General features: G+C 65.0%; 13 protein-coding genes. 5 read left to right on the top strand and 8 right to left on the bottom strand.

Translation table 11 applies throughout. The annotated features are described in order from the left end of the window. Positions 1 to 60 precede the first annotated feature (60 nt). Positions 61 to 1,050: a catabolite repressor/activator gene (cra, locus tag FFS60_RS11700; protein WP_137822055.1), complete on the top strand. Its 990-nt coding sequence runs from the start codon at positions 61 to 63 to the stop codon at positions 1,048 to 1,050. Between the two features lie 71 nt (positions 1,051 to 1,121). On the opposite strand, the gene feaR is transcribed toward cra, so the two are convergent. The 3 genes from feaR to FFS60_RS11685 form a co-directional block, all read right to left on the bottom strand. Next, positions 1,122 to 2,072 carry a transcriptional regulator FeaR gene (gene feaR, locus FFS60_RS11695; RefSeq protein ID WP_028630972.1) on the bottom strand — a complete coding sequence of 317 codons (951 nt, stop codon included), beginning with the start codon at positions 2,070 to 2,072 and terminating at the stop codon, positions 1,122 to 1,124. Positions 2,073 to 2,232: 160 nt separating this feature from the next. Then, on the bottom strand, positions 2,233 to 3,642 hold the full coding sequence (locus tag FFS60_RS11690; protein WP_137822054.1) for an APC family permease: 1,410 nt from the start codon (positions 3,640 to 3,642) through the stop codon (positions 2,233 to 2,235). Positions 3,643 to 3,680: 38 nt separating this feature from the next. Then, entirely contained in the window at positions 3,681 to 5,168 is a 1,488-nt protein-coding gene (locus tag FFS60_RS11685; protein ID WP_137822053.1) for an aldehyde dehydrogenase, read from the bottom strand. Positions 5,169 to 5,408: 240 nt separating this feature from the next. On the opposite strand from FFS60_RS11685, the gene FFS60_RS11680 reads away from it, so the two are divergent. Both FFS60_RS11680 and FFS60_RS29435 read left to right on the top strand, forming a co-directional pair. Then, positions 5,409 to 6,743 (top strand): aspartate aminotransferase family protein, encoded by a 1,335-nt coding sequence (locus FFS60_RS11680; protein ID WP_137822052.1) that lies wholly within the window; start codon positions 5,409 to 5,411, stop codon positions 6,741 to 6,743. 89 nt (positions 6,744 to 6,832) lie between these two features. Beyond that, positions 6,833 to 7,159 carry a hypothetical protein gene (locus tag FFS60_RS29435; protein WP_028630976.1) on the top strand — a complete coding sequence of 109 codons (327 nt, stop codon included), beginning with the start codon at positions 6,833 to 6,835 and terminating at the stop codon, positions 7,157 to 7,159. A gap of 149 nt (positions 7,160 to 7,308) precedes the next feature. Here FFS60_RS29435 and FFS60_RS11670 read toward each other — a convergent pair whose 3' ends face one another. Continuing rightward, positions 7,309 to 7,602, bottom strand: coding sequence for a hypothetical protein (locus FFS60_RS11670; protein ID WP_137822051.1), 294 nt, complete (start codon positions 7,600 to 7,602; stop codon positions 7,309 to 7,311). A 209-nt stretch (positions 7,603 to 7,811) separates the two neighbouring features. Here FFS60_RS11670 and FFS60_RS11665 point away from each other — a divergent pair, with 209 nt between their 5' ends. Continuing rightward, positions 7,812 to 9,059: an MFS transporter gene (locus FFS60_RS11665; protein ID WP_028630978.1), complete on the top strand. Its 1,248-nt coding sequence runs from the start codon at positions 7,812 to 7,814 to the stop codon at positions 9,057 to 9,059. Between the two features lie 264 nt (positions 9,060 to 9,323). On the opposite strand, the gene FFS60_RS11660 is transcribed toward FFS60_RS11665, so the two are convergent. Genes FFS60_RS11660 through FFS60_RS11650 form a run of 3 tightly spaced genes read right to left on the bottom strand, consistent with a single transcriptional unit; the run spans position 9,324 to position 12,202 of the window. After that, on the bottom strand, positions 9,324 to 10,646 hold the full coding sequence (locus tag FFS60_RS11660) for a TRAP transporter large permease (RefSeq protein ID WP_137822050.1): 1,323 nt from the start codon (positions 10,644 to 10,646) through the stop codon (positions 9,324 to 9,326). Further along, positions 10,643 to 11,173, bottom strand: coding sequence for a TRAP transporter small permease (locus tag FFS60_RS11655; RefSeq protein ID WP_028630980.1), 531 nt, complete (start codon positions 11,171 to 11,173; stop codon positions 10,643 to 10,645). The genes FFS60_RS11660 and FFS60_RS11655 overlap by 4 nt, the downstream gene beginning before the upstream one ends. 6 nt (positions 11,174 to 11,179) lie before the next feature. After that, on the bottom strand, positions 11,180 to 12,202 hold the full coding sequence (locus FFS60_RS11650) for a TRAP transporter substrate-binding protein (protein WP_137822049.1): 1,023 nt from the start codon (positions 12,200 to 12,202) through the stop codon (positions 11,180 to 11,182). A 381-nt stretch (positions 12,203 to 12,583) separates the two neighbouring features. On the opposite strand from FFS60_RS11650, the gene FFS60_RS11645 reads away from it, so the two are divergent. Then, a complete protein-coding gene (locus FFS60_RS11645) occupies positions 12,584 to 13,831 on the top strand; it encodes an OprD family porin (RefSeq protein ID WP_137822048.1) in 1,248 nt (415 codons plus the stop codon). 151 nt (positions 13,832 to 13,982) lie between these two features. Here the strand turns inward: FFS60_RS11645 and hpaA are convergent, their stop codons facing one another. Beyond that, positions 13,983 to 14,900, bottom strand: a complete 918-nt coding sequence (hpaA, locus tag FFS60_RS11640) for a 4-hydroxyphenylacetate catabolism regulatory protein HpaA (protein ID WP_137822047.1) — start codon at positions 14,898 to 14,900, stop codon at positions 13,983 to 13,985. Positions 14,901 to 14,973 lie beyond the last annotated feature (73 nt).

Here is a 14,973-nt window from a genome sequence, read left to right as displayed (position 1 = left end):
TAATCTTCGATTCTTGAAGCCCGTCCGATGAAACACATCCGCATAACAGGAGTCGCCAACTTGAAACTCAGTGATATCGCCCGCCTGGCCGGTGTCTCGGTGACCACGGCCAGTTACGTGATCAACGGCAAGGCCGAGCAGAAGCGCATCAGCCCGGCGACCGTGGAGCGCGTGCAGGCGGTGGTGGACGAGCATGGTTTCAAGCCTAACCCCCAGGCCGCGGGGCTACGCAGCCGGCAAACGCGGACCCTCGGCTTCATCCTTCCGGACCTGGAAAACCCCAGCTACGCCCGCTTGGCCAAGCTGCTGGAACAAGGCGCGCGGGCACGGGGTTATCAGTTGTTGATCGCCAGCTCAGACGACGAACCGGACAGCGAGCGGCAACTGCTCAAGCTGTTCCGTGCGCGGCGCTGCGACGCCCTGATCGTCGCCAGTTGCCTGCCGAAGGAAGACGACAGTCTCGGGCAACTGCTGGATGAGGGCCTGCCGGTGATCGCCGTGGACCGGGTACGCGACCCCCGGCGATTCTGCTCGGTGGTCAGCGACGACCGCCTGGCTTGCCAGCAACTCACCCGCAGCCTGCTGCAACCGGCGCCCCGCCGTATTGCCTTGCTCGGCGCCCGGCCAGACCTGCCCATCAGCGCCGAGCGCAGCGCCGGCTTCCATGACGCACTGAAGGGGCACACGTGCGAAGTACTGGAACTCCAGGGCGAAGACTTCAGCCGCGAGTGCGGCCAGCGCCTGATGGCCGACCTGCTGCAACAGGGCGAGTTGCCAGATGTATTGATCACCACCGCCTACGTGCTGCTGGCCGGCGTGCTGGACGCCCTGCGCGAACACGGCGCCTGGCCTGAGCGGTTGCGCGTGGGCACCTTCGGCGATACCCAATTGCTGGACTTCCTGCCACTGCCGGTGAATTCCATGTATCAGCAGCATGAGTTGATTGCCGAACAAGTGCTGGGGCTGGCGTTGGCGGCGGTGGAGCGGGACGTCTACGAGCCGGGGGTGCGCGGCGTAGTGCGGAAGTTGAAACAGAGGATCGCCCTGTAGGAGCGAGCTTGCTCGCGAAAACGGCGCCAGAAGAGCTTCGCGGGCAAGCCCGCTCCTACAAACCCGCACCCTCAACCGATGAACGCGTTTGCGCGATATTCCCTCGGTGACTGCTCGAAGTGCTTCTTGAAGGTGCGGCTGAAATGCGCGGAATCGGTAAAGCCCCAGCGAAAGGCGATATCCGTGATCGAGTCATTGCGCAGGCGCGGGTTAGCGAGGTCGGCGGCGCTGCGCTTCAGGCGCGCACGCTGGATGAAGCGGCAGACGCTGTCGCCCTGGTCCTCGAATAGCCGATAGAGCTGTCGCACCGAGATATTCAGTTGCTTGGCCAGGGCCAGCGGCGTCAAGCCGGGTTCCGACAGGGACTGGTCGATCAATTGCTGGGCCAGGCTGCGCAGGCCGGCATTGTGGGAGCCGTCCAGTTCGCTGGTGGTTTGTCCGGCTTGCTGCTTGAGGGTCGGCGCCAGCAGGGCGATCAGCGCTTCCTGCAGGGCATCGCCCTCCTCCAGGCCGGCGTAATGGTCCAGTTCACCGCCGCAGATCTGCTCCACCAGGGTGCGCAGCACACGGCCGCTGGCGCAGTGCTGGGAGAGTTTGCCAAAGGTCGGCCGGCCCTCCGGCAAATGGCGGCAGACGTCCTCGCGGGACAAATGGAAAGAAGCGTGCTCGATCAGCCCGCGGGGCAGGATCTCGCAAGCGCGCGCCGAATCCATCAGGGCCATTTCGCCGGGTGCCAGTTCGACGCTTTCGCCGTTCTGGCGCAACTGGGCGCGGCCGCTGCGCTGGACGACCAGGAAGCAGTGGCGATCGTCGTCGTGATCGATGGAGGTACGCTGGCGGCTGATCATCCCGGCATTGGTGCGAATCTGCGCGACCTCCAGGCCGGAGATATCCTGGCGGGCGATCTCGCCGATGAACAGGCCTTGGCTGAGCGCCGGCCGCGACTCGAAGCGCCCGCAAACACCTTGTAGGGCACGGAGCCAGGAATCGAAATCATGGGAGCGGACAGCTGGGGTAACCATCGGACACCTCCGGAGCGGGCTGAAGCCGGCCTTGTCGTTATGGCCACATAATTAACATGTTAATAATGTATCAGCAAGCCATCATCGCCGCTGACTCGCTCGCCCACGGGCGCACATGAAAAAGGGCCGCATTGCGGCCCTTGAATCGCCCTGGCGAACCTCAGATATCCGGTTCGAAGAGTTTGCGTTTCATCACCAGCTTGACCCACGCCAAGGCAATCAGGCCCACCAGCCCCAGTACCGCGCCAGTCAGCAGGTACACCGTCTGAGTCATCTCCGGCGACGGGGAATTGTTCAGCGCGATGTAGCCCATGCCGAGGATGCCGACGATCTGCGGCAGCGGGTAGAAGGCTGACTTGTAGGGGCGCGGCAGGTCCGGCTGGCGTCGACGCAGCACCATCACGTTGACGTGGGCGATGATGTAGGCCAGCAGCCAACTGGTGGACGCCGCGATCAGCAGCGTGATGATGGAATCCGGCCCCATCAGCAAGAACGGCAGGGCGATGATGATCGCCACGAAGACGATGGCCATCCACGGCGTGCCGAATCGCTTGTGCAGCACCTTCATCTGCGGGAAGGCCTGGCCGTTCTCGGCCATGCCGCAGAGCATGCGGGGTACCGCTGCCAGCACCGTGTTGACGGTCGAACAGGTGGCGGTCAGCGCCATGACCGTGGCGATGATCACCGCGCCCTTGCCAAACACCGCGAACACGTAGTCCAGATACGGCAACGGCGAGGTCGTCAGGGTTTCCACCGACAGGTAGCGGCTGGCGCCGACGCAGAAAATCACGAACAGGGTGAAGGTGATGGTCAGCGACAGCGTCATCGAGCGCGGGATGTTGCGCTCCGGCTGGCGTACCTCGCCAATCAGCGGGCAGATGAACTCGGCCCCCACCAGCAGCCACATGGCAAGGGCCACCAGGCCGATGAAGCTGCCATCGAGAATGCCATCCCAGCCCCAGTTAACGTCAGGCACGAAGCCTGCCGCCGGTGCTTCGGCCAGCCCGCCCACCGCGCTCAGGCCCACCAGCAACAGAGCCGCCACCATGGCGAAGGTGAAGACGTTCTGCAGCTTGGCGAACACATCCGTGCCGAGGATGTTCAGCACCGTGAGAACGACCAGGATGGACAGCGGCACCAGGGTGGCGGGGAAGACGCCGGGGAATAGCTTGTCGAGGATCGCATCCACCAGTAGCAGCTCGGCGGAAAGCCCGAACATCGCCACGATCACGTAGCCGGCGAACACCGCAACGATGGCGGGGAAGTGACCGATGGCCTTCTGCGTGTAGGTCGCCAGGGTCCCCGCCTGGGGAAACATCAGCGACAGCTCGGCAAAGCTCTGCACGTAGCACTGCGCCAGGATGAAGGCCACGGCGAAGGCGGCGATGAAGCCGAGGCCGCCAAAGCCCAGTCCCTGCAACGCCGACATCATCGCGCCCTGAACCACCACGACGCCGATACAGATGGCGATCATGGTGGTGAAGCCCAGGGCTTTCTTTGCCGGCCGGGCGGACGCAACGGGCGCAGCCGGTGCCGTCACGTCCAGGCCATTGGTGGAGGTCTTGTTCATTCTTGTGTTCCTCACGGGTGGATGCGGGGGAGCGTCGCTCAGTAGGCGATGCACACGGATTTGTTCTCGGTGAAGGCCTCGATCGCCGCATGGCCCATCTCGCGGCCGATGCCGGACTGCTTGAAGCCGCCGAAGGGCATGGAGGGGTCCAGCAGGTTGTGGGCGTTGACCCACACGGTGCCGGCCTTCAGGCGCGGGATCAGGCCCATCACCTGCTTCAGGTCGTTGGACCAGATGCTCGCGGCGAGGCCGTAGGGGCTGTCGTTGGCCAGGCGAACCACTTCGTCGATTTCGTCGAAGGGCGTGGCCACCAGCACCGGGCCGAAGATTTCCTCGCGCACCACCTGCATGTCCGGGCGCACGTTGGCAATCACCGTCGGCTTGACGAAGAAGCCTTGCTCGCCGTGGGCCTCGCCGCCGCAGATGACGCTGGCGCCCTGGGCGCGGCCGCTGTCGATCATGCCCAGCACGCGGCGCTGCTGCTTGGCGGAGATCAGCGGGTTGATCTGCGCGCTCGGGTCCAGGCCCGCGCCGATGCTGAGGGAGGTGGCAATGCCGTGTAGGCGCTCCAGAACCTGGTCGAACGACTTGCGCTGCACATAGAGGCGCGAGCCGGCGGTGCAGACCTGGCCATTGTTGAAGAAGATCGCCCCGGCAGCACCTGCGGCAGCGTTGTCCAGGGCGGTGTCGTCGAGCACGATCACCGGCGACTTGCCCCCCAGCTCCAGGGTGAAGCGGGTCATGTTCTCCACCGCGAAGTGGGCGATCAGCTTGCCCACCGGGGTCGAGCCGGTGAAGGCCAGCTTGTCGATACCCGGATGCGCCGCCAGTGCCGCGCCGGCCTCGGCACCGACGCCGGTGACGATGTTCACCACACCGGCGGGGATGCCGGCGTCCAGGCACAGCTGGCCGAGTCGCAGAGCGGTCAGCGGGGTCTCGTCAGCGGGTTTGAGCACCACGGTACAGCCGCAAGCCAGCGCCGGGACGACCTTCCACAGGGCCATCAACAGCGGGAAGTTCCACGGCACGATGGCGCCGACCACGCCAACCGGCTCGGGCACGGTGTAAGCGCGGAATTTGCCGCCGGGAATGGCACCGATGGACAGGTCCAGGCTCTTGCCTTCGATCTTGGTGGCCCAGCCGGCCATGTAGCGCACGTACTCGACGCCGGCGCCGACCTCGATGGCCCGCGACAGGTTGATCGACTTGCCGTTGTTCAGGGTTTCCAGCTGCGCGAGCTCTTCGCCATGGGCCTCCAGCAGGTCGGCCAACTTCAGCAGCAGGCGTTCGCGGTCGGCCGGGCGCTGGGCCGCCCAGCTGCCTTCGAAGGCACGCCGCGCCGCGGCCACAGCCAGATCCACATCGGCCTTGCCGGCCACGGCGACACGGGCCAGTTCCTCGCCCGTGGCCGGGTTGTGCACGGGCATCTCGGCGCCGGACAGCGCAGACCGTGACTGGCCGTCGATCAACAGGCCGTGGTGGGCGTGGACGAAGGCCGTCACGCGGGGGTCAAGGGCAATGCTCATCTCGATTCCTCTTCTCGCTCGGCCGTCATGGCGACCGGGTCACTCGGATAGTCGAGAGAAACTGTGCGCCAAGCCCTGGGCGCGATCTTGATCCTGGCTGCCGCCGAACTTGCCAATGGCTGCCAGCCGCTCTGGCAGAAAAAGGCAAACCCCGTGGCAGGCAGATGCAAGTATTCGTCGACCGTTTGAGGCACAAATGCAGCCACGCAGCTTGCACCGCTGCCCTAGAGGAGATTTCACATGAGTACCCGCGACAGCGCCTTCTGGCACCCCATGCTGCACCCCAACGAGATGAAGCAGCGCGAACCCATCCGTATCCTCCGCGGCGAGGGCTGCTTCGTCATCGATGACAAGGGCAATCGCCTGGTGGATGGCGTGGCAGGCCTGTGGAACGTCAACGTCGGCCACGGCCGGGCGGAGATCAAAGCGGCCATTACCGCCCAGTTGGATGAACTGGAATACTTCCAGCTGTTCGACGGCATCAGCCACCCGCGCGCCGAAGAGCTGTCTCGCCTGGTGATCGACATGCTGGAACCGGAGGGCATGCGCCGCGTGGCCTTCAGCTCCGGTGGCTCGGACGCCGTGGAAACCGCCCTGAAGCTGGCTCGCCAGTACTGGAAGCTGCAAGGGCAGGCCGACCGCACCAAGTTCATTTCCCTGCGCCAGGGCTACCACGGCACCCACTTCGGCGGGGCGTCGGTCAACGGCAACACCGTGTTCCGCCGCAACTACGAGCCGCTGCTGCCGGGCTGCTTCCACGTCGACACGCCCTGGCTCTACCGCAACCCCTACAGCCAGGACCCGGAAGAACTCGGGCAGATCTGCGCTGACCTGCTGGAGCGCGAAATCCAGTTCCAGAGCCCGGACACCGTGGCCGCCTTCATCGCCGAACCGATCCAGGGCGCTGGCGGCGTGATCGTGCCGCCGGAGAACTACTGGCCGCTGATCCGCAAGGTCTGCGACAAATACGGCGTGCTGCTGATCGCCGACGAAATCGTCACCGGCTTCGGCCGCTCCGGCTCCATGTTCGGCAGCCGCCTGTGGGGCGTGAAGCCGGACATCATGTGCCTGGCCAAAGGCATCTCCTCCGGCTACATCCCGCTGGGTGCCACCGTGGTCAACGAGCGCATCGAGCAGGCCTTCGCCGGCAATGGCAACTTCACCGGCGCCATCATGCATGGCTACACCTATTCCGGGCACCCGGTGGCCTGCGCCGCCGCACTGGCCAACCTCGACATCGTGCAGAAGGAAAACCTGCCGGCCAACGCCGCGAAACAGGGCGACCACCTGCTCAAGAGTCTGGCCACCTTCCCGGAACGCTTCGCCGCCGTGGGCGAAGTGCGTGGCAAGGGCCTGATGGTGGCGCTGGACCTGGTGAGCGACAAGACCAGCCGCGAGCCCATCGACCCCATGGGTGGCTACGCCAACCGCGTGGCCGAGATCGCCCGCGCCAACGGCGTGATGGTGCGTCCGGTGGGCACCAAGATCATCCTCTCGCCGCCGCTGGTGATCGAGAAGGAGCAGATCGACACCATCGTCAACGCACTGGCGATCGGCTTCCAGGAAGCCCGGTAAGGATCAGCTGCGCGTCGGCGACACCTAAAGGCGCCAGGCCCATTCAAGAGCGCGGCCATGCCGCGCTCTTCCGTTCAGGAGGATGCGCCATGCACGATGACTTCGGCCTGCACTGCCTGCACGCCGTCAGCCGGGTGGTCCCGGCTTCCTGCTTCGCCTTCTACCGGGTCGATCCACAGCTTCGCGCCCGCGACTTCCAGCTGTTGCGCATGGACGCCCGCCCCCACCGCGACTACCTCGACCATTACCGCGATTTCGACCCACTGCAACCGGCTCTGTGCCAGGACGAACGCCGCGTCGTGGAGCTGCTGACCTGCAGCGCCTCGACGGCCTGTCCAACAAGGACCTCGCTCGCCAGCTCGACCTCGGCATGGGTTCGAACTCGTTCGCCCACACGATGGCGCGGCGTTCCGTGAGCATGCGAAACCTATCAACTCGGTGACGATGGGTTTCGTACCTCAACCCATCCTACGGTCTACAGGCACAGGCGCCTGCCAGTGGCTGTGCGGCCATAAACAAAAAGCCCGGCGTCCGCCGGGCTTCGAGGGGTTGCAGCGCGTTGGAATCAGCTGACGCGTTGAGCCTGCAGCAGACGATCCGAACCACCTTCAGCGACGCGGAAGGCATGGGTACGGTCGGAGCCACTTTCGGCTACACGGAAACCTTGAGTACGGTCGGAACCGCCTTCAGCGACGCGGTCCAGCACCATGAAGCCACCTTCAGCAGCCACTGGCTCGATGACCTGGATAGTGGTGGCTTCCCGGGACTCACCCAGCACCGGCTGATAGTCGGACGGCAGGGCGAAGGCGGAGGTGCTCAGGGCGGCGATGAACAGGGCAGCGAAGGCTTGGGTTTTCATGATCGTGGGCTCCTCGAGGGGGCTGGTAACTGGGTACGGAGCCAATCTTACGGATGGGGCGTTGATTAAGAAGTGATCACTCCAGATAGAGAACATCAACGTCGTTGATGTTGAATCGATCCCTTTAAGATCAACGAGCAGGCACAGGGGCAACTGGTTCAAGTTAATATATTAACTTTCATCCTTCGCCGCTTTCCGTGCTCACTCGAATGCCTGATCCTCGCCCTTGGCCAACCGCAATCCGCGCCCTGCGCCACCGTAATTTCCGCCTGTATTTCGCCGGCCAGGCCGTTTCCACTCTGGGCAGTTGGCTGCAGCAGGTGGCGCTGGCCTGGTTGATCTATCGCCTCACCGGTTCGGCCGCGTTGCTGGGCGTCACGACCTTTGCGTCTCTGTTGCCGCAATTGCTCGTCGGTCCACTGGCCGGCGCCTGGATCGACCGCCACGACAAACGCCGCCTGCTGATCGGCGTGCAAGGCCTGCTCGGTTTGCAGGCCATCGCCCTCGCACTGCTCACGGCCACTGACCTGATCAGCCCCACGCTGATCGTCACCATGGCGGCGCTGCTGGGCATCCTCAACGCCTTCGACACACCTTTGCGCCAGTCCCTCCTGAGCCAGTTCGTCAGCGGCAAGGAGGACTTGCCCAACGCCCTGGCGCTCAACGCCATGCTGTTCAACAGCTCGCGCTTCGTCGGCCCGCCGCTGGCCGGCCTGCTGCTGGGCTTCACCAGCGAGGCGACCTGTTTTGCGCTCAATGCCCTGTCCTACCTGGGCCTGGCGACCGGTCTGCTGGTGATCCGCATGGCCCCGACGCCACGCGCCGCCGGCTCCACTGGGGATGTCTTTCGCGAGGGCCTTGCCTATGTCGCCAGCCGGCCGACCATCCGCCTGATGATGCTCAGCGTGCTGGTGGTCAATCTCACCGCGTCCAGCTACGCCGTGCTGCTACCGGTGTTCGCAAAGGACATCTTCGTTGGCGACGCACGCACCCTGGGCTGGCTCTGGGGCGCCGCTGGACTGGGCTCGTTGCTGGGCACGCTGTTCCTCGCCAATCGCCACGCGCTGCCAAGTCTGGTCAACAGCATCATGGCGTGTGCGCTGGCGGGCGGCGCGGGCTTGCTGGCCTTCGCCGCGAGCGAACAACTGATTGTTTCACTGCTGGCCATGGCCGTACTCGGCTTCGCCATCACCAACTGCAACGTCGGCACCAACATCCTTCTGCAGAGCCTCGCCCCGGAACGCCTGCGCGGCCGCGTGGTATCGCTCTACACCTCGACGCGCTTCGGTTTCGACGCCATCGGCGGACTGCTGGTGGGCGTGCTGGCCGAGTACGTCGGCGCCCCCTGGGCCATGGCCTGCGCCGGCGTCTTGCTGCTGGGCTATTGCGCCTGGTTGTTGCCTCGACAGCGCCAATTGGGGCGAGACATCGCCAGCGCCCCGAAGGAGGACCAGTGAGCCTCATCCTGCATCTGTAGGATGGCGACGCCGTCGGAACACCGCCAGCGCACAGCCGTAGGGTGGGTCGCGCTTTATCGACCTACCGGCGGGGCCGGGCCTTGGCTCCGTCCGTTGGGTTTCGCTTCGCTCTACGCCAACCTACCGGTCAGCACGCGGGCCAAGGGTGGGTCGCGCTTTATCGACCCACCAGCGGAGCCGGGCCGTGGCTCCGCCCGTTGGGTTTCGCTTCGCTCTACGCCAACCGGTCAGCGCGCATCGGGATCAGAGGCTGAGCAGCCAGAGGCAGATGCCGGGGAAGGCCACCAGCAGGACGATGCGCAACAGATCGGAGGCGAGGAACGGTAGCACGCCCTTCGCGGTTTCCAGGTAGGGCACGTCGCGCGCCACCTTGTTGACGATGAACAGGTTCATCCCCAGCGGCGGGTGGATCAGGCCGATTTCCACCACCATCAGGGCGAGGATGCCGAACCAGATGGACTTCTCCACCTCGGTCATGCCGAAGAACTCCAGGCCCATGATCACCGGGTAGAAGATCGGGATGGTCAACAGGATCATCGCCAGGGAGTCCATCACGCAGCCCAGCAGCAGGTAGAGCAGCAGGATGGCGCTGAGCACCAGGATCGGCGCCAGGCCACTGGCTTTGACCCACTCGGCCAGTTCGGTAGGCATCTGCGTCAGGGCGAGGCCGGCATTGAGCAGGTCGGCGCCGAGCAGCACCAGGAAGATCATTCCCGAGGTTTCGGCCGTGCCCAGCAGGCAGCGTTGCAGACCTTCCCAACGCAGGCCGCCCTGCGTCAGCGCCAGCAGGCCACAGGCGGCAGCGCCGATGGAGGCGGCTTCGGTGGGGTTGGTCCAACCGCCGTAGATGCCGACGATCACCACGAGGAACACGCCGAGAACCGGCACTACCTGCAGCAACGCCTTGATTCGCTCGGCCGCGCTGGCCGGCTCACTGTGCTGGTGACCCTCTGGCTCGCGGGCGACCATCAGGCGCACCACGATCAGGTAGCCCACAGCGGCCAGCAGACCCGGTACCACTGCCGCGACGAACAGCTTGGCGATGGATTCCTGGGTCAGCACCGCGTAGATGATCAGCGGCACCGATGGCGGGATCAGGATGCCCAGCGTACCTCCGGCAGCCACGGTGGCGGTGGCCAGGCGACCGGAATAGTTGTGCCGGCGCAGCTCCGGCAGCGCCACTTGGCTCATGGTGGCCGAGGTGGCCAGTGAGGAACCGCAGATGGCGCCGAAACCGGCGCAAGCACCAATGGCGGACATCCCCAGGCCGCCGCGCAAGTGACCGACGAAGGCTGCAGCGCAACGGAAGATGGCCTTGGACAGGCCACCGTGGGTGGCGAACTGGCCCATCAGTACGAACAGCGGGATCACCGCCAGGTCGTAGTTGGACAGACGCGACCAGGCCAGGTTGTTCAGGCTGAACAGCAGCGCCGAGAAGTCCCCATCGTTTACCGCGAGGAAGCACAAGGCGCCGCCCACCAGCATGGTCAGGCCGATGTGCACGCGCAGCACCAACAGGGTGAAGGTGGCGGCCAGCGCCAGCAGGCCAAGACTGAGTCCGCTCATGCGTGTTGCTCCCGGGCAAGGCAATGGAGGGTTCGGGCAGCGGCGGCGACGGCCAGCAACAGCAGGCTCGGCACGATCAACAGCAGGGGTATCCACAGGGGGACCGAGAGCAGGGTCGAAACTTCGCCGTACTCTCGGCTCTCCAGCACCTGCAGGCCGGTGCGCCAGGCCAGCACCAGGGCGGCAATCACACAGAGGGTATGTGCGAAGGCATCCAGCCAGGCCTGGGCCCGCGCCGGCAGTTTCAGGGTGAAGGCATCCACCTTGATGTGCTGGCCACGCAGTTCACAAAGCGGCAGGAAGGCGGCGATGGCCACGGCTGCGCCAATCTCCATCAGTTCGATATCACCATGGACCGGCGTGGCGAACAGCTTGCGGCCGATAACCGACAGCAAGGACATGGCCACGAGCGCCAGCAGAATCAACCCGCCACCCAGGGCGAACCCCTGGGTCACGCGGTACAACAGGCGGCCCGCGGTGCCGCGCCCCGTTTCGGGCGCGGCGTCATAGGAAAGGGACTCGTTCATCGCGGGTCACCGGGCCTGGGTCGACAGGCTGCGGGCGCCTTCCAGCAGGGCCTTGCCATCCAGCCCCTTGTCGCTGGCCTCACTCGCCCAGGCCTCGGCCACTGGGGCGGCAGCCTGGCGCATGGCCGCGTAGGCGGACTCGTCGATGGCCACCATCTGCGCGGCCGGCGTTGCATTGCGGGCCTTGTCGAGGAAGCTGTCCCAGGCCGTGGCGAAGCGCTCGTTCAAGGTCGGGCCACTGTTGCGCTCGATGATGGCGCGCAGGTCCTCGGGCAGGCTGTTGAACTTGCGCTCGTTCATCAGCATGGCGAGCACGGTGTAGGAGAACGCGGGCTGGCCGGCTGGGATGGAGGAATGGTGGTCGGTGACCTCGTCCAGTTTGGTCGGCGGCACCACTTCCCAAGAGGCGAGAGCACCGTCGACCACGCCCTTGGAGATGGACTCGGTCATCTGCGCCGGCGGCATGCTCACCGGGGCGGCGCCAAGGGCTTCCACCAGTTTCGCAGCGGTGCGGCTGGAAGCACGCAACTTGAGATTCCTCAGGTCATCGAGGCTGGCCACGGCCTTGCCACGGGTGTGGATGTCCATGCCGCCGTCACCATGGATGGACAGCACCTTGTAGCCCTTGAAGTCGTCCCTGGCGTACTGCTCGTAGTACTGCCAGATGATCGGGTTACTTGCCTTGGCCCCCGCCGGCAGCATGAAGGGCAGTTCCATGGCCTCGATGCGCGGGAACTTGCCTGCCGAGTAGGCCGGCGCCGTCCAGACGATGTCGGCCACGCCATTGCGCGCCATGTCGGCCAGCTTGGCCGGGGTGCCCCCCAACTGCATCGAGGGATAGAGCTGGCATTTCAGGCGGCCGGCCGATTCGCTGGCGAGCTGCTGGCACCAAGGTTCGATGATGTTGCGCTGGGCATTGGAATTGGCGGGCAGGAAGTGCGCGACCTTGAGGGTGTAGACCGGTTCCGCCAAGGCAGCGGAGGAAACGCAGGCAGCAGCCAGCAGGACGGCAAGCTTGGACATCTTCATGGGGGTGAGCCTCGTTGTTCTTGTACTCGCGTGTGTGCCTGCCAAGCCCGCAATGCAGCATCGGCAGCGCCGATCTCGTTAACAGATTCAAGATCTCGTTAACACATTAACCTTTATAATGACGCTGTCAACCACAGACAACTCTTTGCCAGAAGCCATGTTCGTCACACCCATTCCACGAACAGAATAAAAAACCTTATTACTCAATTACTTAATAAATTCACACATCATTACCGGCAAAGCCCTGACGCCGGAAGCCTGGCAGGGAAACACAAAAATATTGATTGTTAAGATATTAATCAGATGCTAGTAATCTGCGTCGCCGCCACTTGGCCCCACCTGGTGTCGGCGCCATCGCAACGGCCTCTGGAGACAAGAACAATGATCAGGCCCCACCTGCAACGCACTCGTGAAGCAACCGTCCTCACCCTGCTGGCGCTCGCCTGCAGCACGCCCGCCGTCGCCGACCTGGCCGGCGACAGCAAGGCCAGCCTCGAGCTGCGCAACGTCTACCTCAACCGCGATTTCCGCCAGGATGGCGCGCCCCAGTCGAAGGCAGCCGAATGGGGCCAGGGCTTCATCGCCCGCTTCGAGTCCGGCTTCACTGAGGGGAGCATCGGCGTCGGCCTGGATGCCCTGGGCGAGCTGGGGGTGAAGCTCGACTCCAGTCGCGACCGCCGAGGCACTGGCCTACTGCCTTTCGGCCCCTCCAGCAAGGAACCGGTGGACGACTACAGCGAGCTGGGCCTGACCGCCAAGCTGCGCGCCTCGAAGAGCGTGCTGCGCCTGGGTACCCTGCAGCCGACCCTGCCGGTGGCGATGTACAACGACACCCGCCTGCTGCCTTCGACCTTCACCGGCGGCCTGCTCACCAGCCAGGAGCTGGATGGCCTGACCCTGAATGTCGGGCGCCTGACCGAAACCAACCTGCGGGACTCTTCCAGCCGCGATGACATCGGCTACGCCGGGCAGACCAGCGACCACTTCGACTTCGCGGGTGGCACCTATGCGCTGACGCCCAGCCTCGTGCTGACCGCGTACACCTCGGAGCTGGAAGACATCTACCGCCAGCACTTCGCCGGCCTGGTGCACACACTGCCCCTGGGCGAGGGCCTCAGCCTGCGCAGCGACCTGCGCTACTTCGACAGCCGCGATACGGGGGCAGGCAAGGCCGGGCGCGTCGACAACCGCAACTTCAACGGCATGCTCAGCCTGACCGTCGGCGCCCAGCGCTTCTCTGCCGCCTGGCAGCGCCTGTCCGGCGATAGCGCCTTCCCCTTCCTCACCGGTGGCGATCCCTTCGTGGTCAACCTGGTGACCTACAACACCTTCACCAAGCCCGAGGAAGACTCCTGGCAACTGCGCTATGACTACGACTTCGCCAGCCTGGGTATTCCGGGGTTGAGCTTCATGACCCGATACGTCAGCGGCGATGGCGTGGAACAGGGCGCAGTGCGTGACGGCCGTGAATGGGAGCGCGACACCGACCTCGCCTATGTGGTGCAGAGCGGCAGCCTGCGCGGCTTCAATATCCGCCTGCGCAACGTCACCTTCCGCTCAGGCGACGGCCTGACCCAGGACATCGACGAGAACCGCATCATCCTCGGCTACACCCTGGCGCTCTGGTAGACCGCCCGCCCCCTCTCCCAAGGGGAAACGGGTGACTCCCGGCTTCCCTCCGGCACGGTCCTGCAGGGGCGAATTCATTCGCCAAGCGGGACGCAGTCCTGCCGCAGGTTGGCGCCGAGGAAGGAGGCCCAACGCCTGGGCCAAGAGCGGATCAGCGCCAGGCCTCTTCCTTGTCCCCGGCCCGGCGATGGCGATACTCCCCGGGGCTCATGCCGGCGTTGCGGGCGAAGAAGCGGCTGAAGTAGGCCGGGTCCTTGAAGCCCAGCTGGTAGCAGATCTCGTTGGCCGAGTTGCCGGTGAACAGCAGCAGGCGCTTGGCCTCCTGCATCACCCGGTCGTGGATCAGGCGCTTGGATGGCAGGTCGGCGATGCGTCGGCAGATGTCGTTCAGGCGCGCCTCGGTCACCCCCATCTGGCTGGCGTACTGCACGAGGGGCCAGTGCTCGCGGTAGTGCGCCTCGATCAGCCCGTTGAAGCGGTGGAACACCTGCAGGTCTTCGTGACGCGCCGGCTGCGCCTTGAGCGAACGGGCCGACAGACGCAGCAGGCTGATGAAGATCAGCCGCGTCAGCGCCGACAGGCTCGCCTCGCGCCCCGGACGCTGGGCACCGAACTCGCTGCGCAACTGGTCGAAGAGTAAATCCAGGCGTTGCACTTCCTCGCGGTATTCCTCCCCCAGCTCCGAAAAGGCGACGCACACCGGCGCAATCTGCGGACCGTCGGCCAGGCCCTGCTCGGCCTCCAGCAGCGGCCAGACCAGTTGCTGACGAACCGTGAGTACGTGGCCATCGGCGTCCTGCTCGGTGACGAAGGCATGCGGGATGGTCGGTGGCGTGAGGAAGAACAGCGGGCCTTCCTGGCGGTATTGCTGCTCATCCAGGTAGACCCGCACCGCACCGCTCTTCACGTAGTGCACCTGGAAGAACCGGTCGTGGCGATGCACCGGCATGTTGCGGCCGAAGAAGTCCGCCAGCTTGCCCAGGGCCTCGTAATGCACCTCGGCATCGGCGTAACGCTGGTCGTAGACCTGGCCGATGTTGATGTTGGGAATGGGCTGGCGCTCTGACATGGCGACCTTTCTCCGCTGCCTTTGCACACCTTCGATGACGAAAGGCGAAGACGCAAGGCTTGACGATCATTAA

It is taken from the genome of Pseudomonas sp. D(2018) (genome assembly GCF_005502555.1).
GTDB lineage: Bacteria > Pseudomonadota > Gammaproteobacteria > Pseudomonadales > Pseudomonadaceae > Metapseudomonas > Metapseudomonas resinovorans.
Note: the sequence above shows the minus strand (reverse complement) of the source record. Positions and strands in the feature narration are given on the sequence as shown.

Excerpts from the sequence above, each read along its gene's own strand:
- feaR (WP_028630972.1), bottom strand. The coding sequence starts at position 2,072 with ATGGTTACCCCAGCTGTCCGCTCCCATGATTTCGATTCCTGGCTCCGT.
- FFS60_RS11690 (WP_137822054.1), bottom strand. The coding sequence starts at position 3,642 with ATGAACAAGACCTCCACCAATGGCCTGGACGTGACGGCACCGGCTGCG.
- FFS60_RS11685 (WP_137822053.1), bottom strand. The coding sequence starts at position 5,168 with ATGAGCATTGCCCTTGACCCCCGCGTGACGGCCTTCGTCCACGCCCAC.
- FFS60_RS11680 (WP_137822052.1), top strand. The coding sequence starts at position 5,409 with ATGAGTACCCGCGACAGCGCCTTCTGGCACCCCATGCTGCACCCCAAC.
- FFS60_RS29435 (WP_028630976.1), top strand. The coding sequence starts at position 6,833 with ATGCACGATGACTTCGGCCTGCACTGCCTGCACGCCGTCAGCCGGGTG.
- FFS60_RS11670 (WP_137822051.1), bottom strand. The coding sequence starts at position 7,602 with ATGAAAACCCAAGCCTTCGCTGCCCTGTTCATCGCCGCCCTGAGCACC.
- FFS60_RS11665 (WP_028630978.1), top strand. The coding sequence starts at position 7,812 with ATGCCTGATCCTCGCCCTTGGCCAACCGCAATCCGCGCCCTGCGCCAC.
- FFS60_RS11660 (WP_137822050.1), bottom strand. The coding sequence starts at position 10,646 with ATGAGCGGACTCAGTCTTGGCCTGCTGGCGCTGGCCGCCACCTTCACC.
- FFS60_RS11655 (WP_028630980.1), bottom strand. The coding sequence starts at position 11,173 with ATGAACGAGTCCCTTTCCTATGACGCCGCGCCCGAAACGGGGCGCGGC.
- FFS60_RS11650 (WP_137822049.1), bottom strand. The coding sequence starts at position 12,202 with ATGAAGATGTCCAAGCTTGCCGTCCTGCTGGCTGCTGCCTGCGTTTCC.
- FFS60_RS11645 (WP_137822048.1), top strand. The coding sequence starts at position 12,584 with ATGATCAGGCCCCACCTGCAACGCACTCGTGAAGCAACCGTCCTCACC.
- hpaA (WP_137822047.1), bottom strand. The coding sequence starts at position 14,900 with ATGTCAGAGCGCCAGCCCATTCCCAACATCAACATCGGCCAGGTCTAC.